This is a genomic window from Paraburkholderia sp. CNPSo 3272, assembly GCF_024206495.1.
In the GTDB taxonomy this organism is placed as follows: domain Bacteria; phylum Pseudomonadota; class Gammaproteobacteria; order Burkholderiales; family Burkholderiaceae; genus Paraburkholderia.
The window spans coordinates 262,035-280,584 of sequence record NZ_JAMBPQ010000006.1 but is presented as its reverse complement, the minus strand read 5'-3'; the positions used below and the strand labels follow the sequence as shown (position 1 = coordinate 280,584).

The 18,550-nt window shown below is 64.8% G+C and carries 18 protein-coding genes; 5 read left to right on the top strand and 13 right to left on the bottom strand.

The genetic code is table 11. From position 1 onward, the window contains the following. Positions 1 to 10 precede the first annotated feature (10 nt). From M3I53_RS10730 to M3I53_RS10710, 5 genes are all read right to left on the bottom strand, one after another. Positions 11 to 1,114, bottom strand: a complete 1,104-nt coding sequence (locus tag M3I53_RS10730; RefSeq protein ID WP_254315918.1) for a sugar ABC transporter substrate-binding protein — start codon at positions 1,112 to 1,114, stop codon at positions 11 to 13. 233 nt (positions 1,115 to 1,347) lie between these two features. Beyond that, entirely contained in the window at positions 1,348 to 2,493 is a 1,146-nt protein-coding gene (yjfF, locus tag M3I53_RS10725; protein WP_254315917.1) for a galactofuranose ABC transporter, permease protein YjfF, read from the bottom strand. A 32-nt stretch (positions 2,494 to 2,525) separates the two neighbouring features. Further along, positions 2,526 to 3,563, bottom strand: coding sequence for an ABC transporter permease (locus M3I53_RS10720; RefSeq protein ID WP_309249516.1), 1,038 nt, complete (start codon positions 3,561 to 3,563; stop codon positions 2,526 to 2,528). Then, positions 3,560 to 5,083, bottom strand: coding sequence for a sugar ABC transporter ATP-binding protein (locus M3I53_RS10715; RefSeq protein ID WP_254315916.1), 1,524 nt, complete (start codon positions 5,081 to 5,083; stop codon positions 3,560 to 3,562). The genes M3I53_RS10720 and M3I53_RS10715 overlap by 4 nt, the downstream gene beginning before the upstream one ends. A gap of 95 nt (positions 5,084 to 5,178) precedes the next feature. Further along, complete coding sequence (locus M3I53_RS10710; protein ID WP_133179094.1) at positions 5,179 to 6,147, bottom strand: ABC transporter substrate-binding protein; 969 nt, start codon at positions 6,145 to 6,147, stop codon at positions 5,179 to 5,181. Positions 6,148 to 6,415: 268 nt separating this feature from the next. Here M3I53_RS10710 and M3I53_RS10705 point away from each other — a divergent pair, with 268 nt between their 5' ends. Further along, positions 6,416 to 8,158, top strand: a complete 1,743-nt coding sequence (locus M3I53_RS10705; protein ID WP_254315915.1) for an IlvD/Edd family dehydratase — start codon at positions 6,416 to 6,418, stop codon at positions 8,156 to 8,158. A 46-nt stretch (positions 8,159 to 8,204) separates the two neighbouring features. Here the strand turns inward: M3I53_RS10705 and M3I53_RS10700 are convergent, their stop codons facing one another. Next, positions 8,205 to 9,212, bottom strand: coding sequence for an NAD-dependent epimerase/dehydratase family protein (locus tag M3I53_RS10700; RefSeq protein WP_254315914.1), 1,008 nt, complete (start codon positions 9,210 to 9,212; stop codon positions 8,205 to 8,207). Between the two features lie 130 nt (positions 9,213 to 9,342). On the opposite strand from M3I53_RS10700, the gene M3I53_RS10695 reads away from it, so the two are divergent. Next, positions 9,343 to 10,245, top strand: a complete 903-nt coding sequence (locus M3I53_RS10695) for a LysR family transcriptional regulator (protein WP_254315913.1) — start codon at positions 9,343 to 9,345, stop codon at positions 10,243 to 10,245. Between the two features lie 8 nt (positions 10,246 to 10,253). Here the strand turns inward: M3I53_RS10695 and M3I53_RS10690 are convergent, their stop codons facing one another. Then, positions 10,254 to 11,177, bottom strand: coding sequence for a LysR family transcriptional regulator (locus M3I53_RS10690; protein ID WP_254315974.1), 924 nt, complete (start codon positions 11,175 to 11,177; stop codon positions 10,254 to 10,256). 122 nt (positions 11,178 to 11,299) lie between these two features. Here M3I53_RS10690 and M3I53_RS10685 point away from each other — a divergent pair, with 122 nt between their 5' ends. Together M3I53_RS10685 and M3I53_RS10680 are read left to right on the top strand one after the other, a co-directional pair. Next, positions 11,300 to 12,070, top strand: coding sequence for a transporter substrate-binding domain-containing protein (locus M3I53_RS10685; protein WP_254315912.1), 771 nt, complete (start codon positions 11,300 to 11,302; stop codon positions 12,068 to 12,070). Between the two features lie 58 nt (positions 12,071 to 12,128). Continuing rightward, positions 12,129 to 13,247, top strand: coding sequence for a succinylglutamate desuccinylase/aspartoacylase family protein (locus M3I53_RS10680; RefSeq protein ID WP_254315911.1), 1,119 nt, complete (start codon positions 12,129 to 12,131; stop codon positions 13,245 to 13,247). Positions 13,248 to 13,262: 15 nt separating this feature from the next. On the opposite strand, the gene M3I53_RS10675 is transcribed toward M3I53_RS10680, so the two are convergent. Then, positions 13,263 to 14,459: a HAMP domain-containing sensor histidine kinase gene (locus M3I53_RS10675; RefSeq protein WP_254315910.1), complete on the bottom strand. Its 1,197-nt coding sequence runs from the start codon at positions 14,457 to 14,459 to the stop codon at positions 13,263 to 13,265. A 119-nt stretch (positions 14,460 to 14,578) separates the two neighbouring features. Between M3I53_RS10675 and M3I53_RS10670 the strand changes: the two genes are divergently transcribed. Next, positions 14,579 to 14,761: a hypothetical protein gene (locus M3I53_RS10670; RefSeq protein ID WP_254315909.1), complete on the top strand. Its 183-nt coding sequence runs from the start codon at positions 14,579 to 14,581 to the stop codon at positions 14,759 to 14,761. Between the two features lie 60 nt (positions 14,762 to 14,821). Here the strand turns inward: M3I53_RS10670 and M3I53_RS10665 are convergent, their stop codons facing one another. The 5 genes from M3I53_RS10665 to M3I53_RS10645 all read right to left on the bottom strand — a co-directional run bounded on the left by M3I53_RS10665 (position 14,822) and on the right by M3I53_RS10645 (position 18,420). Further along, on the bottom strand, positions 14,822 to 16,156 hold the full coding sequence (locus M3I53_RS10665; protein ID WP_254315908.1) for an epoxide hydrolase family protein: 1,335 nt from the start codon (positions 16,154 to 16,156) through the stop codon (positions 14,822 to 14,824). Between the two features lie 145 nt (positions 16,157 to 16,301). Beyond that, a complete protein-coding gene (locus tag M3I53_RS10660) occupies positions 16,302 to 16,769 on the bottom strand; it encodes a MarR family winged helix-turn-helix transcriptional regulator (protein WP_254315907.1) in 468 nt (155 codons plus the stop codon). Positions 16,770 to 16,908: 139 nt separating this feature from the next. Then, the gene (locus tag M3I53_RS10655) at positions 16,909 to 17,178 is read right to left on the bottom strand and encodes a hypothetical protein (protein WP_254315906.1); all 270 of its coding nucleotides are present in this window, start codon (positions 17,176 to 17,178) and stop codon (positions 16,909 to 16,911) included. Between the two features lie 62 nt (positions 17,179 to 17,240). Further along, complete coding sequence (locus M3I53_RS10650; protein WP_254315905.1) at positions 17,241 to 17,687, bottom strand: Ohr family peroxiredoxin; 447 nt, start codon at positions 17,685 to 17,687, stop codon at positions 17,241 to 17,243. Positions 17,688 to 17,946: 259 nt separating this feature from the next. Further along, a complete protein-coding gene (locus M3I53_RS10645) occupies positions 17,947 to 18,420 on the bottom strand; it encodes an OsmC family protein (protein WP_254315973.1) in 474 nt (157 codons plus the stop codon). Positions 18,421 to 18,550: the final 130 nt, after the last annotated feature.

Genomic DNA, 18,550 nt, shown 5'->3' with positions numbered 1-18,550 from the left:
ACTGGGTTCATTACGACTTGATCGCACCGCTCATCGGAACGATTTGCGGCTTGGTGGTCTTGCCTTCGAAACGCGTCGAGGTATTGAGGTACGGCTCGACGGTTTCCTTCGTCACGAACTTCAGACCCGTGTTCGTGTCGGCCGGCCCGACCAGTCCGCCCGAGGCGAGCGTCACGAATGCCTGCATCACGGTGTAGAAGCCCTGCACGTACGGCTGCTGGTCGATCGTGAAGTCGAGGTAGCCTTCGTGAATGAGCTGAACCGTGGTCGGCAGCAGGTCGAAGCCGCCGCCGTGCACGCCCTTCGAAGGCAGGTTGTTTTCCTTCATCACCTGCGCGACGCCCTGCGTGCTGCCCGCATCCACGGCGAACATGCCTTTGAGGTCCTGGTGGCCCAGGTAGAACGACTTGATCTTCGAAAGCTCTTCGTTGACGGTCGCGCCCGTGGCCACGGTCTGGATGTCGATCTTCTTGCCGGACTTCTTGATGGCGTCGCTCGCGCCGTCCAGACGCGGCTGGATGTTGAGCTGGCCAGGCGTGGCGATGAACAGGCCGACGAGGCCGCTGTCGATCAGGCTCACGATGCGCTCGCCCATCTGGTAGCCCGAGAGATACAGGTCCTGGCCGATATAGGCGAGGCGCGGGTTCTTCTTGCCGCGCGGCGCATCGGCGTTGTACGCGAAGACCGGGATGCCCGCGTCGAGCGCTGCCTGAATGGGCTTGTCGAAGGCGGTGGGGTCGACGATCGGCACTGCGATCGCGTCGGCCTTCGCGGCGATGGCCGAATTCACGGCACGCACCATTTCGCCCGCGTCGGACGTGGCCGAGCCGGTCCACTGGTAGTCCATGTTGAGCAGCGAGCACGCGTCCTGAATGCCGTATTGCGTCGGCACGAAGAACGGATTCGTGGTGACGTGATTGACGAACACGATCTTCCACTTCTTGTGCGAAGGGAAGCCCGACTCGGCGGCCTGCGCCGTGGAAATGAATCCGCCGCCGCCCACCGCACCGAGCAGCGAAAGCGCCGCGCCCAGTCCCGCACCCTGCATCAGGCCGCGCCGGCCCGTGTCGATCAAGCTCTTACCGTCTTTTGCGTCATCCCGATCCTGCGCCATGTTTTCCTCCGGTCTTGTCATCGTGGTCGATGTAGGCGACTTTTCGTCGAAAAGCGTGCAGATACTGGCCAGTACCGGGGGAACGCGCTAGACATCCGCAGCGAACATGGGTTCGCCAGGCGCCGACGGTACCGCAAAAATCTTAGTGCAGCGTGATGAGGCCTCCTAATCCATGTATACCCGTAACTACTCCATACGCGCTGCCATGGCGACGATCGTCCATGACAAGCGGCTTACGCACCGCCTTTTGCCTCCTGCATGTGCGGCGGCGGGCTGGCGAGCTTGGCCTGGTCCATCGGCGTGGCGGCTTGCGTGCGCGGGCGAGCGGTGCGCGGTGCGCCGCGTCCTGTGCCCGTCGATTTGCGGCGCGCGGCGTGGCGCTCGGTCGCGCGCTGCATGAGGCAGAACGCGCAGAGCAGCGCGCCGATCACGATGCGCGTCCACCATGAACTCAGCGTGCCGTCGAAGGTAATGAGCGTCTGGATCGTGCCCAGGATGCCCACGCCGAACACCGAGCCGATCACATAGCCCACGCCGCCCGTGAGCAGCGTGCCGCCGATCACGGTAGCGGCGATCGCGTCGAGTTCCATGCCTTGGGCCTGCAGCCCGTAGCCCGAGAGCACGTAGAGCGTAAACACCACGCCGCCGAGCGCCGAGCAGAAGCCCGAGAGCGCATACACGCCGATCTTGGTGCGCGCCACCGGCAGGCCCATGAGCAGCGCGGAGCGCTCGTTGCCGCCGATCGCGTAGACGTTGCGCCCGAAACGCGTGAAGTGCGCGATGACGATGCCCGCAGCGAGCATGGCGATGGCCGTGAGCGAACCCGTGGTCAGCGAGCCGCTGCCTACCGGAATGCTGAATTCGGAGAGCGCGTGAAAACCGGGATCGTTGATCTGGATGGATTCGGTGGTGATGAGAAAGCAGGTGCCGCGCGCCAGGAACATGCCTGCGAGCGTGATGATGAAGGGCTGCAGCCGGAAGAAGTGGATCAGCGCGCCCATTGCCGCGCCATAGAGCGCGCCGCAGAGCAACACGAGCGGCACGACGACGAGCACGGGCCAGTGCAGCTTCTCGGTGCCCACGGCGCAGAGAATCGTCGTGAGCGCGACCACGGCGCCGACCGAAAGATCGATGCCGCCCGAGATGATCACGAACGTCATGCCGATGGCGACGATCAGCAGGAACGCGTTATCGACCAGCAGCCCGAAGGCCACCTGAAGCGAGAAGAAGCCGGTGTACATGACCGAGCCGAAGCCGAACAGCACGGCAAAGAGCACGACGGTCACGACGATGGGCAGCACGCGCGGATCGACGAAGCGGGTGGCGCCGCGCCGGCACGCTGCGAGCGTGTTCGAAAAGGACAGGGCAGGGCGGTTCATGCTCGGCTTCCCCCGAATGGGTGCATGACGACTCAGGCGCGCACGCGGCGCGCGAGAGCGATGCGTTTGAGTTGTTGAAAAGCGAAGGTACGCGCGGCGGGCGACTGGATCAGGCACACGAGCAGCACGACCACGGCCTTCACGACGAGCGTGGCCTCGGGCGGCACGCCGATCGAATAGGTGGTGTAGGTGAGCGTCTGAATGATGAGCGCGCCGAGCACCGTACCCGCGAGGCTGAAGCGGCCGCCCAGCAGCGAGGTGCCGCCGAGCGTCACGGCGAGAATGGCGTCGAGTTCGAGCAGCAGGCCCGCGTTGTTGCCGTCTGCGCTGCGCACGTTCGAGCTGATGAGAATGCCGGCAATCGCGGCGGTCACGCCGCAGAACGCGTACGCGCCGAACACCACCGCTTGCGACGACAGGCCCGCGAGCCGCGCGGCCACCGGATTCACGCCGATCGAGCGGATGAACAGGCCGAGCGCCGTGCGATTGACGATGAGCGCGGTGAGCGCGGTAACGGCAATCGCGATCCAGACGGCGCACGGGATCAGCGCGAAATAGCCGCCGCCCGCGAAGAGATAACCGGGCGCGCCGATGGGGATGATCTGCCCGCCCGTGAGCAGCTGCGCCACACCGCGGCCAGCCACCATCAAAATGAGCGTGGCGATGATCGGCTGCATGCCGACGAACGCGACGAGCAGCCCGTTCCAGATGCCGGCGAGCAGCCCCACCGCGAGCGCCGCGCCGAACGCGAGGCCCACGCGCGAAGGATCGGCGGCGAGCACCGTGGCGGCCGCCGCACCCGCGATCGCCACCACGGCGCCCACGGAAATATCGATGCCGCGCGTGGCGATCACGAGCGTCATGCCGAGCGACACCACGACGAGCGGCGCGGCGCGCATGAGGATGTCGATGGGCGCGCCGAACAGGTGGCCGCCCAGCATCGTGATCGAGAGGAAATTGCCGCGATGCACGACGTCGACGACGAAAAGGGCGATGAGCGTCACCGCGGGCCACACCAGCGGATGCCGGATGACGAGCGAAAGCCAGGCGGGGAGGGCGGGGCGCGTCATCGACGGTCTCCGGCAATGAGGTCGTAGACTTCGTGCTCCGAGCGCGCCGCGCCCGAAAGCTCGGCCACCTTGCGCCGGTCGCGCAGCACGGCGATGCGGTCGGAGACACGCACCACCTCGCTGATCTCCGACGAAATGAACAGAATGCCGAGGCCCTTTGCGCAGAGCGCGCGCACGCGGTCCATGATTTCGAACTTGGCGGCCACGTCGATGCCGCGTGTGGGTTCGTCGAGGATCAGCAAACGCGGCTTCGTCGCAAGCCAGCGCGCGAGCAGCACCTTCTGCTGGTTGCCGCCCGAAAGCAGGCCGATAGGCTGCTCGGCGTCGCGCGCCTTGATGCCGAGCTGCTCGATATATTCGTTGGCCAGTTCGCGCTGGCGCGAGCGCCGGATCATGCGCCACCAGCCCAGTTGCGCCTGCAGCGCGAGCACGATGTTTTCGCGTATCGACAGATCGGCGACGATGCCCTCCTTTTTGCGGTCTTCGGGACAATAGGCCATGCCGTGGCGCACCGCGTCGCGCGGCGAAGAAAGCTTCACCGCTTTGCCATTGATGTGCACCGTTCCCGCATCGGCTTTGTCCGCGCCGAACAGCAGGCGCGCGGTTTCGGTGCGGCCCGAACCGAGCAGGCCGGCGAGGCCTAGAATCTGGCCCGGCTGCACTTCCAGATCGAGCGGATTGAGCACGCCGCGGCGCGCCACGCCTTGCGCAGCAAGGTACGGTTCGGCGTTCGTTGCCGCCGTTTCGCCGTGTGCGGCTTCGGCTTGCGTGAGCCGTTCGCCCGCGTTCTGCAGGCCCACCATCTTCGCGACCAGCGTTTGCACCGGCAGATCGGCGGCAAGATATTCGCCTTCGCGCTCGCCGTTGCGCATTACCGTGATGCGGTCGGAGATCGCATAGGTCTGCTCGAGAAAATGCGTGACGAACAGGATCGCGATGCCCGACGCTTTCAGCTTGCGCAGCACCTCGAACAGGCGCGCGACTTCGCCTTCGTCGAGGCTCGAAGTCGGTTCGTCGAGAATGAGAATGCGCGCATCGACAGACACCGCGCGCGCGATCGCCACCATCTGCTGCATGGCGATGGGGTAGGTGTCGAGCGACTGCGTGACGTCGAGCGAAAGATTCAGTTCCGCGAGCGCTTCTGCCGCACGGCGATGAATCGTTTTCCAGTCGATCAGGCCGAGGCCGCGCTTGCGCGGCTGGCGGCCAGCGAAAATGTTCTCCGCGACCGAGAGGTTCGGGCAGAGATTGACCTCCTGGTAGAGCGTCTGGATGCCGGCGGCTTCCGCCATCTGCGGCGTCGGGAAGTGCACCGCCTCGCCCGCGAGGCGTATCTCGCCCGCCTCGGGCTGGTGCACGCCGGTCAGCACGTTGATGAGCGTGGACTTGCCGGCGCCGTTCTGCCCCATCAGCGTATGGATTTCGCCGGGGTACAGACGAAAATCGACCCGGTCGAGCGCACGCACGCCGGGGAAGGTTCGGGTAAGACCGACGGTTTCGAGGATCGGGGCAACGCTCATAAGCAACCGTGAAAGAGGCCAGAGCGCGCGGTGTGCTGAGTCAACTCCTTAAATACTAAGGGCAACGAAGCACGCCGCGCCGCTTGCAGCGAAGTTTAGTACTTGCGCGACGGGAGCACCTGTGCCGCCACGTCCTCCGGGAACACCGTTTCGTTCGTCACGATGCGCTTGGGCAACTGCTTGCCCGCCACCACGTCCTTCACGGCGCTCATGAGCTGCGGCCCGAGCAGCGGGCTGCACTCCACGTCGACATTCATCTTGCCGGCGATCATCGCCTGGAAGCCGCCTTTGGTGGCGTCGAACGACACGACGCTGATGTCCTTGCCCGGCTTCATGCCGGCTTCTTCCATGGCCTGGATCGCGCCGAGCGCCATGTCGTCGTTATGCGCGTAGACCACGTTGATCTTGTTTCCATACGTCTTCGCAAACGCTTCCATGACCTGCTTGCCGCCGGCCAGCGTGAAGTCGCCGCTTTGCGACGCGATGATCTTGAACTTCGGATCGTTCTTGATCACTTCCATGAGGCCCGAGTGACGGTCGTTGGCCGGCGCGGAACCCACGGTGCCCTGCAGCTCGACGATATTGATCGGGCCGGGGTTGTCCTTGTAGTGATCTTCAAGCCACTTGCCCGCGCGGCGGCCTTCTTCCATGAAGTCCGAACCGATCATCGTCACGTAGAGCGACTGGTCCTTCACGTCGATGTTGCGGTCCGTGAGGATCACGGGAATCTTGGCGCGTTTGGCTTCCTGAAGCACCGGCTCCCAGCCCGATTCGACCACGGGCGAGAACGCGATCACGTCCACCTTCTGGGCGATATACGAGCGGATCGCCTTGATCTGGTTTTCCTGCTTCTGCTGGGCGTCCGAGAACTTGAGGTTGATGCCGGCGTCTTTGGCGGCCTGTTTGACCGACACCGTGTTTGCCGTGCGCCAGGCGCTTTCCGCGCCGACCTGCGCAAAACCTAGCGTAATCTGCTTGTCTTCGGCGTGTGCGACGCCCGCCGCCAACGAGAAAGCGGCCGCCGCAGCGACCAACCCGCTTACCATGCGTGTTGCCAGTTTCATGCGTGTCTCCGATGTAGCTCTGCGCGTTGTATTTCTTTAATTCATGGCGCTACACCCGCGTCCATCACGGCCGGACAGTATCACGAGAAGTATCGCGCCATCCCTGGCCGCCGGTTATATCCTTGCGGTATACCGTTGGCCGCCCCTGCTGACCACAATAGACAAACTATATGCAACCACCGGAACGGTTTCGATTAGCGTTTTCCCGATAATCGCGGTCCATATAGTCATGCTATTTATAGCACTTTCTCACTAAGTGGGCAAAGCCATGAACACCCGTAAGCCCAAGCTTCGCTCGGCCGCGTGGTTCGGCACCACGGATAAAAACGGCTTCATGTACCGGAGCTGGATGAAGAACCAGGGAATCCCGGATCACGAGTTCGCCGGCAAGCCGATTATCGGCATTTGCAATACGTGGTCGGAACTCACGCCGTGTAACGCGCATTTTCGCAAGCTCGCCGAGCACGTCAAGCGAGGCATCTACGAAGCCGGCGGATTTCCGGTCGAGTTTCCTGTGTTCTCGAACGGCGAGTCGAACCTGCGGCCCACGGCCATGTTCACACGCAACCTCGCTTCGATGGATGTTGAGGAATCCATACGAGGCAATCCGGTCGATGCCGTCGTGCTGCTGGTGGGCTGCGACAAGACCACGCCCGCGCTGCTGATGGGCGCGGCCAGTTGCGACGTGCCTGCGATAGCCGTGACCGGCGGCCCGATGCTCAACGGCAAGCACGAAGGGCGCGATATCGGTTCGGGCACGGTGGTGTGGCAACTGAGCGAGCAGGTGAAGGCGGGCAAGATTTCGATCCACGAGTTCATGTCGGCGGAGTCGGGCATGTCGCGCTCGGCGGGCACCTGCAACACCATGGGTACGGCGTCGACCATGGCGTGCATGGCCGAAGCGCTGGGCGTCACGCTGCCGCACAACGCGGCGATTCCGGCCGTGGACGCGCGCCGCTACGTGCTCGCGCATATGTCGGGCATGCGCATCGTGGAGATGGCGCTCGAAGACCTGCGCCTCTCGAAGCTGCTCACGCGCGCGGCGTTCGAGAACGCTATTCGCACGAACGCGGCGATCGGCGGCTCGACCAATGCGGCGATCCACCTGAAGGCGATCGCGGGACGCATCGGCGTGCCGCTTGAACTCGACGACTGGACGCGCATCGGGCAAGGTACGCCGACTATCGTCGACCTGCAGCCGTCGGGCCGCTTTCTGATGGAGGAGTTCTATTACGCGGGCGGCTTGCCCGCCGTCCTGCGTCGCCTCGGCGAAGCGAATCTACTGCCGCATCCCGATGCGCTCACGGCGAACGGCAAAACGCTGTGGGAAAACGTGCGCGAAGCGCCCATTCACAATGCCGAAGTGATTCGCCCGCTCGACAATCCGCTCGTGAAAGACGGCGCGCTGTGCGTGCTGCGCGGCAATCTCGCACCGAACGGCGCGGTGTTGAAGCCGTCGGCGGCCACGCAGAAGCTGTTGAAACATCGCGGGCCCGCCGTGGTGTTCGAGAACTTCGACGACTACAAGGCGCGCATCGCCGACCCCGATCTCGACGTCACGGCCGATTCCGTGCTCGTCTTGAAGAACTGCGGGCCCAAGGGCTATCCGGGCATGGCTGAGGTGGGCAACATGGGCCTGCCGCCCAAGCTTCTTGCGCAGGGCGTGACCGACATGGTGCGCGTGTCGGACGCGCGCATGAGCGGCACGGCGTACGGCACGGTGGTGCTGCACGTGGCCCCTGAAGCGCGCGCGGGCGGCCCGCTCGCGATCGTGCGCGACGGCGACTGGATCGAGCTCGACTGCGAGAAGGGCGTATTGCGTGTAGATATCAGCGACGAGGCGATCGTCGCGCGGCTCGACAAGTGGGCCGCGAACCAGCGTCCCATCCCCGCCGATCGCAGCGGTTATCGCAAGCTTTATGTCGAGCACGTGTTGCAGGCCGACGAGGGTTGCGATTTCGACTTCCTGGTGGGCTGCCGCGGCTCGGACGTGCCGAGCCACTCGCACTGACTTTCGGAATCCATATTAAATTGCATGGCGTCTGAAGGCGTAACCATCAAGCTGCCTTTGGCGCCCGCTCTTCGGCGCCGAGGCAGTTCAGGCCCATGAGCGTCGCCTCGACGGCTTCGTCGAGCGGCGTATGCGGCTCGCGCCCGAGTTCGCGGACGAGGCGGGCATTGTCGAGCTGCAACGGCTCGCTCCACAAATAGCGCATCTCCATCAACTCGCGCAGCGTCGTCACGAAGGGCGAGATGGCGCGCACGAAGGCCCAGGCGAAGGGCTTGCTTTGCGGCTTCAGACCGTGGCGCCGGGCGACGCGGCAAATCGCTTCGACGAACTGCGAGCCATCGGCATCCCAGTGGCCGGCCATGTGGAACACCGCGAACGCGGGCAGCGTATCGCGCCGCTCGATCAGTTCGAGCATCGTACGCGCGACGTCGGGCACGTAAGACCACGCGTGGCCCACCCCGCGCGTACCCGGCTGGCGCACGATCTGCACCGGCTCGTCGCGCTTCACGAGTCCTTGCGCAAACCAGCTATTGCCCACGTGCGGCCCGAAAAAGTCGCCCGCGCGCACGACGATCGAGCGCACGCCATGCTCGCTCGCGGCCCGCATGCGCCGCTCGAGTTCCACGCGAATCGCGCCCTTGCGGGTGAGCGGCTGCTGGGGCGAATCTTCACGCAGCACCGGGAAGGTGTCGGGCCCGAAGTTGTAGACGGTGCCCGGCAGCACGACGGTCGCGCCCACGGCGGCCGCAGCGGCGAGTGTGTTGTCGATCATCGGCAGCACGACCTGCGCCCAGCGCCGGTAGCCGGGCGGGTTCACGGCGTGCACGATCACCGCGCAACCTTGCGCTGCGCGTACCACCGCTTCGCGCGAGAGCGCGTCGCCGTCGACCCAGTCGATGGCGCCGGCGGCAGCCGCGCCCGGCGCACCGCCGCGCCGCAGCGCGCGGACTTGCCAGCCGGCGTCGAGCAACTGGCGCGCGACTTCGCTGCCGATTCCGCCGCTGGCGCCGAGTACGAGTGCGCGGTTCGGTCGATTGATGGGGGTGGCGTTCATGCGGGTTCTCCTTGCGGGTGAGCTGTGATGAGGAGCATTCTGCGCCGCTTGCCGTCAATAGAAAATTGGCGAAAATAGACCATAAGCTATACATTTGTGCATAGCCTGCGATCTGAATTGGGGACGAAGTATGGCCGACAAGGAACCGAACTGGGAGTGGTACCGGAGCTTTCTGCAGGTCCTGGAAAGCGGCTCGCTCTCGGCGGCCGCCCGCGCACTGGGCATCACGCAGCCGACCGTTGGGCGCCACGTCGAAAGTCTGGAGGCGGCGCTGGGCCTCACGCTATTTACGCGTTCGTCCGATGGGTTCTCGCCAACCGAGGCGGCGAACGAACTGCGGCCGTACGCCGTCGGCCTTGCGATGACCACGGCAGCCTTGCGCCGAGCGGCGAGCAGTCACGGCTCGGGCGTGCGCGGGACGGTAAGGTTGTCGGCAAGCGAAGTCATTGGCGTGGAGGTCTTGCCGCCGATCCTGGCGGCGCTGCGCCACGAATATCCGGAGCTGAGGATCGAACTCGTGCTGTCAAACAGGGCGGACGACCTGCTGCGTCGTGAAGCGGACATTGCGATACGCATGTTCCGGCCAGTGCAGGAGGCGCTGATCGCCAAACGTGTTGGCGCGATCGACGTCGGGCTGCATGCCCACGAACGATATCTGGCGCTTCATGGCGTGCCGAAGTCGATGAAAGAGCTGACGCGCCATTCGATCATCGGTTTCGATCATGAGAACGCGTTCATTCGTTCGGTTCAGCCCAGGTTCGCAGCGTACGGCCGTCATAACTTTGCATTTCGCGCCGACAGCGACCTTGCCCAGTTGGCCGCGATACGCGCTGGATTCGGCATCGGCGGGTGCCAGTCGCCGTTGGCGGCAAGAGACCCGAAGCTGGTTCGCGTTCTGCGCGACGAGTTCTCGCTGAGTCTGGATACGTGGGTCGCCATGCATGAGGATCTGCGCACGAGCGCGCGTTGCACCGTAACTTTTGCGGCGCTGGCGTCGGGGCTTAGTGCTTATATCCAAGGACAAGGCGCGTAACGATTGCCTCAACGCGGCGCACGGGCCGCCCGCGCATACGAAGCGAGCATCGTCGCGAGTTCCTGTGCGGCAGGCGTGAGCGGCACGGCCGCACGCTGCAGCAAACAGACCTGCTGCGCCGCGGGCCGCTCGGCGATCTTGATGCGCGCGAGCCGTTCGGCAAACGGGCCGCGCGTGGCGACCACCGACGACTCCAGCGCGAGGCAATCCGTTTCGCTGACCCAATGCAGCGTTTCGAAGAGCCCCTCCACCGTCGCGACGATGCGCGGCGGCGGCAGGCCGTGGTCGGTGAAGAACGTCGTGAGCCGGCTCGAAGCGAAGGCGTCGGCAATAGTGGGCGAGCGAGTTGCGAGCCAGTCGCAGTGGGTGAGCGAGCGCAGCGTGCGCGCTCCTGCCTTCGGATGGTCGCGGCGGCAGACGACGACCGGATCCGACGGGTAAAGCTCCGTCACCGAAAGATCGGTCGTATCGGTCTGGTCGGAAACGAGTGCGAGCGCGAAATCGAGCGTGCCTTCGCGTATCCACGAAATCATCATGCGCGACGTGCCCGTGCGCAGACGCAGCGCGACGCGCGGAAACCGCGTGCTGTACTGCCCGAGCACGGGCACGAGCGCGTCCATCAGCGGATCGGTCGTCAGGCCGAACGCCACTTCGCCCGCGTAGTCGCCGCGCAGTTGCTGCGCGTCTTCGCTCGCGCGCTCGCACTCGCCGAGAATCGAGGCCGCTCGCACCAGCAGGCGCTGCCCGAGCACCGTGAGCGTCACGCCGCGATTCGTGCGTGTGAGCAGCGGGCCGCCCAGTTCGACTTCGAGATTCTGCAACTGCTGCGTCACGCCGCTTTGCGCCACGCCGAGCGCACGCGAAGCCGCCCGCACACTGCCGCGCTGGGCAACGGCGACGAAGACGCGCAACTGGGAAAGCGTGAGACTCATGGGCGACGACTGGCTGCGATCGGTATTAGTGATCATGATAGTCGAATTCGAGCTTTTCCCGAACGCAGCGTCGTCCTACCATCGGACGGGCAGGAGACCCCCACTTTCACTCGCCGTTCATCATGAAAATAATCCCGTCAATCCTTCTTTCCCTCGCGCTGGCCCTGAGCAGCAGCGCCTTTGCGCGCGAGGGCGACACCGTGCGCCTCGGCATCGATCCGACCTATCCGCCCATGGACGCAAAGGCGCCGGATGGCTCGCTCAAAGGCTTCGACGTCGATCTCGGCAACGAGATCTGCCGCCGTATTCACGCGCATTGCCAGTGGGTCGAGCTGGAGTTCTCGGGCATGATCCCGGCGCTGCAGGCGCGCAAGATCGACGCCATCATGTCGTCGATGGCGATCACCGCGAAGCGCGAGCAGCAGATTCTCTTCACGTCGAAGCTGTTCCAGTTCAAGTCGCGGCTCGTCGCGCGCAAGGGCGCCCCGTTCGGCGCTACCGCGCAGTCGCTGGCCGGCAAGTCGGTCGGCGTGCAGGCGGGCACGCAGTTCGAGACTTATGCGCTCGCGAACTGGGCGCCGGCGGGCGTGCACGTCGTCACCTACAAGAGCCAGGACGAAGTATTCGCCGACCTCGTCAACGGGCGGCTCGACGCCGCGCTATTGGGCTACGTCGAAGCCGACTATGGCTTCCTGCGCACGCCGCAAGGCAACGGCTTCACGTTTGCCGGCGGCCCGATTTCGATGGGCGACCGCGGCACGGGCATCGGCATGCGAAAGGACGAGACCGCGCTGCAGGCGCAGATGAACGACGCGATCGCGTCCATGCTCAAGGACGGCACCTACGCGCAGATCGCGCGTCGCTATTTCGACTTCGATCCGTACGGAAACTGAGCGGGAAACTGAGCGGCAACTGAGCCGCTGCACACATTTTTGAAACCGCATTGACTTCATGAACCAGCAAACGATTCCGCTCCTGAGCGCCACGCCGGGCACGCACCGCGAACTGACCAGCTTCCATTTCGGCCCCGCCGACGCGCCCCGGAAGGTCTATATCCAGGCGTCGCTGCACGCCGACGAAACGCCCGCCATGCTGACGGCCGTGCTGTTGCGCACGCAACTGGCGGAACTCGAGGCGCAAGGCGCGCTCGCCGCGCAGGTGGTGCTCGTGCCGCTCGCCAATCCCGTGGGCCTGAACCAGCACGTGCTCGGCCAGTTCATCGGCCGGTTCGATCTTGCGAGCGGCAGGAACTTCAACCGCCACTTCCACGCGTTTCCGAAGCTGCTCGCGCGCGCGAAGGAGACGCTCGGCGCGGACATCGACCGCAACCGCGAGCTGATCCGGCAACTAATGCGCGAAGCACTGGACGCGCAAGAGCCGCTCACGGAATTCGATTCGCTCCAGTTGGCGCTGCTGCGGCTCTCGCACGACGCCGATCTCATCATCGATCTGCATTGCTCGCTCGAGGCGGTCATGCACGTGTACACGAGCGAGGCCGGCTGGCCCGATGTCGAGCCGCTCGCCCGCTACCTCGGCTCGCGCGCGCAACTGCTCGCCACCGACTCGGGCGCGCAGGCGTTCGACGAGGCGCATAGCCTGCTGTGGTGGCAACTGCGGCAACACATGCCGGCCGCGCAGCCCGTGCCCGCCGGACCCACAGCGGTGACGATCGAGTGCCGCGGCCAGCGCGACGTGTCGTGGGAAACCGCGCAGCAGGACGCCGACGCGCTGATCGATTATCTGCGCTGGCGGGGTGCGCTCACCGGCGGCGACGTCAAGCCGCTGCCGGAGCTGCTGATGCCGGCCACGCCGCTGGCCGGCAGCGCGCAATTCTATGCGCCGTGCAGCGGCATTCTCGTGCACCGCGCGAAAATCGGCGACTGGATCCGCGAAAACGACCCGCTCTTCGATATCGTCGATCCGATGACGGGGGCAACGACGACGGTGAAGAGCACCGCGGAAGGCGTTTTCTATATGCGCAGGGCGATTCGCTTCGTCACGGCCGGCGCGCCGCTCGGCCGCGTGACGGGCACGCGGCCGATACGCAGCGGCGTGCTGCTCGGGGCTTGAGGAGAGCGTGTCGCGTCAGGCGTGCCGCGCCTTGTCCATGGGCACGATCACGCGCACCCAGAGGCCGCCCTCGGGATGATTGCCGATCTTGAGCTTCGCGTTGCACAGGCGCGCGAGGCGCCGGACGATCGACAGGCCCATGCCCCAATGTGTATCGAGCCGAAGGCTCGCCGCGCGCGAGGGGCGCAACGGCGACGCCGGCGCGCCGCCCTGGGGCAGATTCGCCGCTACGCCTTCGCCGTGGTCCCGCACGCTCAAGGTCCACGAGCGCGGCCCGCGCGCCGTGCAGATTTCGATGGGCGGCTTGCCGTGCGCGTGCGCGTTGCCCACGAGATTGTCGACGAGCCGCACGAGCGCGGAGCGCGGCAGCGCAAACGCCTCGCCGGCTTCCAGTCGCAGCACGATGCTCGCGTCCGCGTTCGCGCCGTAGACGAAGCGGTCTTTCAGATACGCGTCCACGTTCACGGGCGCATGATTCACGCCGCCCTGGCCGGCCGTGTCGACGAACTGGCGCGCGAGGTCCTGGAAGAGATCGATGTCCTCGACGAGGGCCACGCGCAAGTTCCAGCGCGTGACGTTCATGGCGTAGGCGCGCAATCGCGCCACCCGGGATTCGGTCTGCCGCAGGAAAGCGGCGAAGGTAGCCGACTGGTCTTCGACCGCGCCGCTGCGGCGGCACAACATGTCGCCGATCGCGCGGGCGAGGCCACGCAGCTTGCGCGGGCAGTCCACGAGCGCGAGCGCGGGTGTCGGGCCGGTGCCGCTGGTCGCGACGCGCAGGGTGGCGATCATGGCGAGCAGATCGTGGCGCACCGTCCGTAGCCACCAGGCGCGCAGCGCGAACAGCAGAACGCAGAGCGCCAGCATGAGCGCCGCGAACCGCGCATCGAACCAGCGGGCGGCCATCTTCAGGCGCGTGAACCCCGACGAACAGGCTTCGCGCAGATAGGCGGCGTTCGAGCCCGTCCCCGCATGCGGCGCCCAGATGGCATCGCGCAGATGAGGCGTTACCTCGGCGCCGAGATTGACGATGTCCGGTTTGATCGACACCAGCGGGGCGATCCCGCGGACGCTCGCACTTTGCGCGGCCAGTTCCAGTTCGGCGTCCTGCTGCTGGGCGGCCTGCGGCGCGAAAGCCGGTTCGAATGCCGCGTCGCCAAAATCGAGCGGCGAATCCGCATCGAGATATCGAAAACCGACTTGCACCAGCATCAGGGACGCCATCCACAGCAGGAATATCCGGGCAAACACAACAATCACCTTTCTTTTTTTGACATCGAAGTTTGGCTTGCGCCAGCGGGCGCATGGTTGAAATAGCCGCAAATTGGGCTATGACCGGCATTGTCCGCGAAGTGCGCGCATTTCTATTCGTGGAAAAGCGTCGAAATAAGCGCCGTTTTTTCCGCTTGAGCGATGCGGGTAACCGCGCAGTGCAGTATTTGGGAATGGGTGCGCCCGTTGTGTCAAGCCATCAGACGGCGCTCGGGGTCGATGCAGGTGGCGGCGGTATGTGAGCCTTCGGAGTCCTTGATAAGATCGTCGGACACCCGAAAGCTCATGTATGCAGCATTTCGTCAGGCCGGCTGACGCAGCGTCCTGAAGGTCGCGCGAACTTCATCCGTGAACGCAGCAGGCTGCTCCCATGCTGCGAAATGGCCGCCTTTCGGAAGGCGATTGTAGTGAACCAGCCTGGGGTAGGCGCGCTCCGTCCAGCTCTTTGGCGCGGCGTAAATTTCATCCGGGAAGACACTCACGCCGACCGGCAGCTCCACATGTTTGGGCTCGAAAAAGTTGAGCTTGTTTTCCCAATACAGACGCGCAGAGGAGACCGCCGTCTTCGTCAGCCAATAGAGCGTCACATTGTCGAGCACGTCATCTTTCGTCAGGCCTTCGGGCTGGCCTGCGAACACGCGCGCGATCATCGCCTGCCCGCTCGCGTCGTGGTCGAGCATCCATGCGGCGAGGCCGACCGGCGAATCCTGGATGGCGTAGAGCGTCTGCGGGCGGTTCGCCATTTCGAGGGCGTAGCCCAGACCATGCTTGTAAAAGTAATCGAGCTGGTCGTACGCGTGCTGCTCTTCCGGCGAAAGCCCGGCCGGGGGCGGCGTGCCGTCCTTGAGCGATTTGGCGACAGCGTCGGGCACGGTCGCTGGCATGTTGGTGTGAATGCCCACGAGCCCTGCCGGTTTGAGGAGAGCCAACTGCTCCGTCACGGCATTGCCCCAGTCGCCCCCTTGCGCGGCGTAGCGCTTGTAGCCGAGCCGGTCCATCAGCACGACCCAGGCGCGAGCGACACGCTGGGGGTCCCAACCGGTCTTCGTCGGCTTGCCTGAGAAACCGTAGCCCGGCAGCGAGGGAATGACGACGTGGAATGCATCGGATGCGCTCCCGCCATGAGCGGTCGGGTTGGTCAGCGGTTCGATGATCTTCAGCTGCTCGATGATCGAGCCGGGCCAGCCGTGCGTGACGATGATCGGCAGCGCGTTCTCGTGCTTCGAGCGCACGTGGATGAAGTGAATATCGAGCCCGTCGATTTCCGTGACGTATTGCGGCAGCGAGTTGAGCCTCGCCTCCACCTTGCGCCAGTCGTAGTCGTTGGCCCAGTAGCTGGCGAGCCGTTGCATGGTCGCGAGTTGCACGCCTTGCGAGGCGTCGTCGACCGTTTCGCGCTCGGGCCATTGCGTCGCGACGATACGGCGCCGCAGATCGGTCAGCGCCGCTTCCGGCACATGCACGCGCAGCGGACGAATCGAAGACGGATCGCCGGCGGCAATCTGCGTGAGTCCGCCGGCCGACGGCTTCGATTCAGCGAAGGCGAAACGGCTCATTGCGGCGCCGGCAAGCGTGACGGCAGCGGCGCCGATGAAACGCCGGCGCGAAAGCGGGGTGGGACGAAGTTCGTTTGACATATCAATTCCTGATGGTGACGTTGGGCCGTGGCGAGCAGGACGCATTGGACGTGCGTATGCCTTCCTTCAACCACGGTATTTGTCGTAGTCCTGACTATTGATGATCGAAGCCGGTCCGCAAAAAACGTGGGCGCGGCTGCGACGGCTATTCGGTGTCGAGTGAACGAATCAAATTGGCGCGCAGGTTCACGATCGCCTTTTGCAGTTTCATGAATTCGTCGTGGCCCAGCCCGGTCGCGTCGGTGAGATCCGCGGCTTTCAGGCTCTTTTCGCGCAGCTTCCGGCCGCTCGCGGTCAGGCTCACACGCACCTGGCGCTCATCTTCCGGATCGCGCCGCCGTTGCACATACCCCATCGCTTCGAGCTTTTTCAGCATCGGCGTCAGCGTGTTGGATTCGAGAAAGAGTTTCTCGCCCAGGCCGCTCACCGTCTGGTTGTCCTGCTCCCAGAGCGCGATGATCGCTATGTACTGCGGATAGGTCAGCCCGAGTTCATCCAGGATCGGCTTGTACGCCTTGCCGAACGCAAGATTCGTCGAGTAAACCGCGAAGCAAAGGTAGTCTGCGAGCGGCGCGGGCGTGGCGCCCTGCGCCGGGTGGTCCGTCGATTTCATGGTCATCCTCTTCGGGCAAAGGCCTCAACGACTCGCAAACTTGAATAAATCGCTTGCGATTATATCGCAGGCCGGCACCGGTTCCGCCGCACCTCGCCATTGCGATGTCCGCCGAAACAGCCACGACGCGGTGGCGCAATCAATGGTGGGCGAAGAGGTTGTTTCGCTCCATCGAGACGCGGCTGCCCGCGCCCGAGGTGGCGTCGGCCATGCCGCCGTATGCCGTCGCTGCGGTGCCGCTTTCGGCGCGCTCGGCGGCGAGCGTTTGCACGCTCTGGCCGCGTTGCGATGCCGGTGCGCCGACTTCGGGCCGATACGACGGCGCCGGTCCGTAGCCGCTGGCGAATGCGGGGGCGGCTGCGCTGACAGAAAGGGCGATGAGGAGCTTGGCGATGAATTGGGTCTTCATGATCGGATCTCGCGAGGTGAATTGCAGTGAAATTGGGTGAAAGAGGCGATTGCGTTTATCGGTTATGCGGTGACGACGGTGAGGCTGACGTCGATGTTGCCGTGGACGGCCTTCGAGTACGGGCAGATCTGATGGGCGCTGCGCGCGATGGCCTCTGCCACGTTCTGCTCGACGCCCGGCAGCGCGACCGTGAAGTGCGCGCCGAGGAACCAGGCGGCGCCGGTCTGGCCGATATCGACCTGAATGTCCACCGAAGCTTCCGCCGGCAGGGCGACCTTCTTCAGCGACGCCGCGATGCCGAGCGCGGAGATGTAGCAGGCGGACCATGCGCCGGCGAACAGCTGCTCGGCCCGCGGATGCGGTTCACTCGCGACGATGTCGAGGGTTTCGCCGCTTGAAGACGACAGTTCGAGGTCGACCACGCCGAATTCGCCGCGTTGGGCCGCGGGGTCGTGATTGATGGTGGTGTGGGTGTTGCCCGAGAACAGCACTTTGTCGATCGTTGCCATGTTGCGCTCCTGGATGGATTTGAGAGGGTAGGTCATATGCGTCGCGTAAGATCGAATCGCATGCGATGCATAATGGACGAGAAATTCCGGCATGTCAAGCGCATGAGATTAAATCGTATGCGATATATATGGGGCGGCTTCCGGAGGGAGTCGATCGCTAAAACGTTATCGACCGATATGCGCCGTCACTTTCGATAGAGCCCCTTTTTCCGGCACTCCTGGGATTGCCGGACGGGCCGTTCCTGGCTTGCGCCAGCCGCTACGCACCGAGTTCGATGACCGGCTCGCAAACGATGGGGAAGTTGACCGAATTGGCGATATAGCACTGCTCGTGCGCTGCATGATGGAGCCGCTCGGCGAGGCTGCGGTTGTCGCTCGCGCGGATCGTCACGCGCGGGCGCAGCACGATCTTCGTGAAGGCGCCGCGCTGCGGCGTATCGGCCATCGTGCCTTCGGCCTCGTCTTCATAGGCGAGCACGGCGATGCCCGCCTCGGCGCACAGGTGCAGATACCAGAGCTTGTGGCACGCGCAAGCCGAGGCCACGAGCAGATCTTCGGGATTCCAGCGTGAGCCGTCGCCGCGAAAGGCCGGATCCGACGAGCCCGGAATGTCCGGCTTGCCGCTCGCGCGGATCACGTGATCGCGGTCGTAGTCGCGATAACCCGAAGTGCCGCTGCCGCGATTGCCCGTCCATTGCACCGAAACGCGGTAGGTGTGTTCGCCATGCGCCATGCTGACTCTCCGTTCGATCGAAAAGGGGTTCGTCATTATGCCCTCGAGGTGAGCCGCACTCGCTGCGCGAAGCGACTCGGCACGACGCATCGTGCTCGCCGTGGCGGAGCGTATGGCCGAGCAAGGCTAG

Coding starts and splice junctions, on each gene's coding strand:
- M3I53_RS10730 (WP_254315918.1), bottom strand. CDS start 1,114: ATGGCGCAGGATCGGGATGACGCAAAAGACGGTAAGAGCTTGATCGAC.
- yjfF (WP_254315917.1), bottom strand. CDS start 2,493: ATGAACCGCCCTGCCCTGTCCTTTTCGAACACGCTCGCAGCGTGCCGG.
- M3I53_RS10720 (WP_309249516.1), bottom strand. CDS start 3,563: ATGACGCGCCCCGCCCTCCCCGCCTGGCTTTCGCTCGTCATCCGGCAT.
- M3I53_RS10715 (WP_254315916.1), bottom strand. CDS start 5,083: ATGAGCGTTGCCCCGATCCTCGAAACCGTCGGTCTTACCCGAACCTTC.
- M3I53_RS10710 (WP_133179094.1), bottom strand. CDS start 6,147: ATGAAACTGGCAACACGCATGGTAAGCGGGTTGGTCGCTGCGGCGGCC.
- M3I53_RS10705 (WP_254315915.1), top strand. CDS start 6,416: ATGAACACCCGTAAGCCCAAGCTTCGCTCGGCCGCGTGGTTCGGCACC.
- M3I53_RS10700 (WP_254315914.1), bottom strand. CDS start 9,212: ATGAACGCCACCCCCATCAATCGACCGAACCGCGCACTCGTACTCGGC.
- M3I53_RS10695 (WP_254315913.1), top strand. CDS start 9,343: ATGGCCGACAAGGAACCGAACTGGGAGTGGTACCGGAGCTTTCTGCAG.
- M3I53_RS10690 (WP_254315974.1), bottom strand. CDS start 11,177: ATGAGTCTCACGCTTTCCCAGTTGCGCGTCTTCGTCGCCGTTGCCCAG.
- M3I53_RS10685 (WP_254315912.1), top strand. CDS start 11,300: ATGAAAATAATCCCGTCAATCCTTCTTTCCCTCGCGCTGGCCCTGAGC.
- M3I53_RS10680 (WP_254315911.1), top strand. CDS start 12,129: ATGAACCAGCAAACGATTCCGCTCCTGAGCGCCACGCCGGGCACGCAC.
- M3I53_RS10675 (WP_254315910.1), bottom strand. CDS start 14,459: ATGCTGGTGCAAGTCGGTTTTCGATATCTCGATGCGGATTCGCCGCTC.
- M3I53_RS10670 (WP_254315909.1), top strand. CDS start 14,579: ATGACCGGCATTGTCCGCGAAGTGCGCGCATTTCTATTCGTGGAAAAG.
- M3I53_RS10665 (WP_254315908.1), bottom strand. CDS start 16,156: ATGTCAAACGAACTTCGTCCCACCCCGCTTTCGCGCCGGCGTTTCATC.
- M3I53_RS10660 (WP_254315907.1), bottom strand. CDS start 16,769: ATGAAATCGACGGACCACCCGGCGCAGGGCGCCACGCCCGCGCCGCTC.
- M3I53_RS10655 (WP_254315906.1), bottom strand. CDS start 17,178: ATGAAGACCCAATTCATCGCCAAGCTCCTCATCGCCCTTTCTGTCAGC.
- M3I53_RS10650 (WP_254315905.1), bottom strand. CDS start 17,687: ATGGCAACGATCGACAAAGTGCTGTTCTCGGGCAACACCCACACCACC.
- M3I53_RS10645 (WP_254315973.1), bottom strand. CDS start 18,420: ATGGCGCATGGCGAACACACCTACCGCGTTTCGGTGCAATGGACGGGC.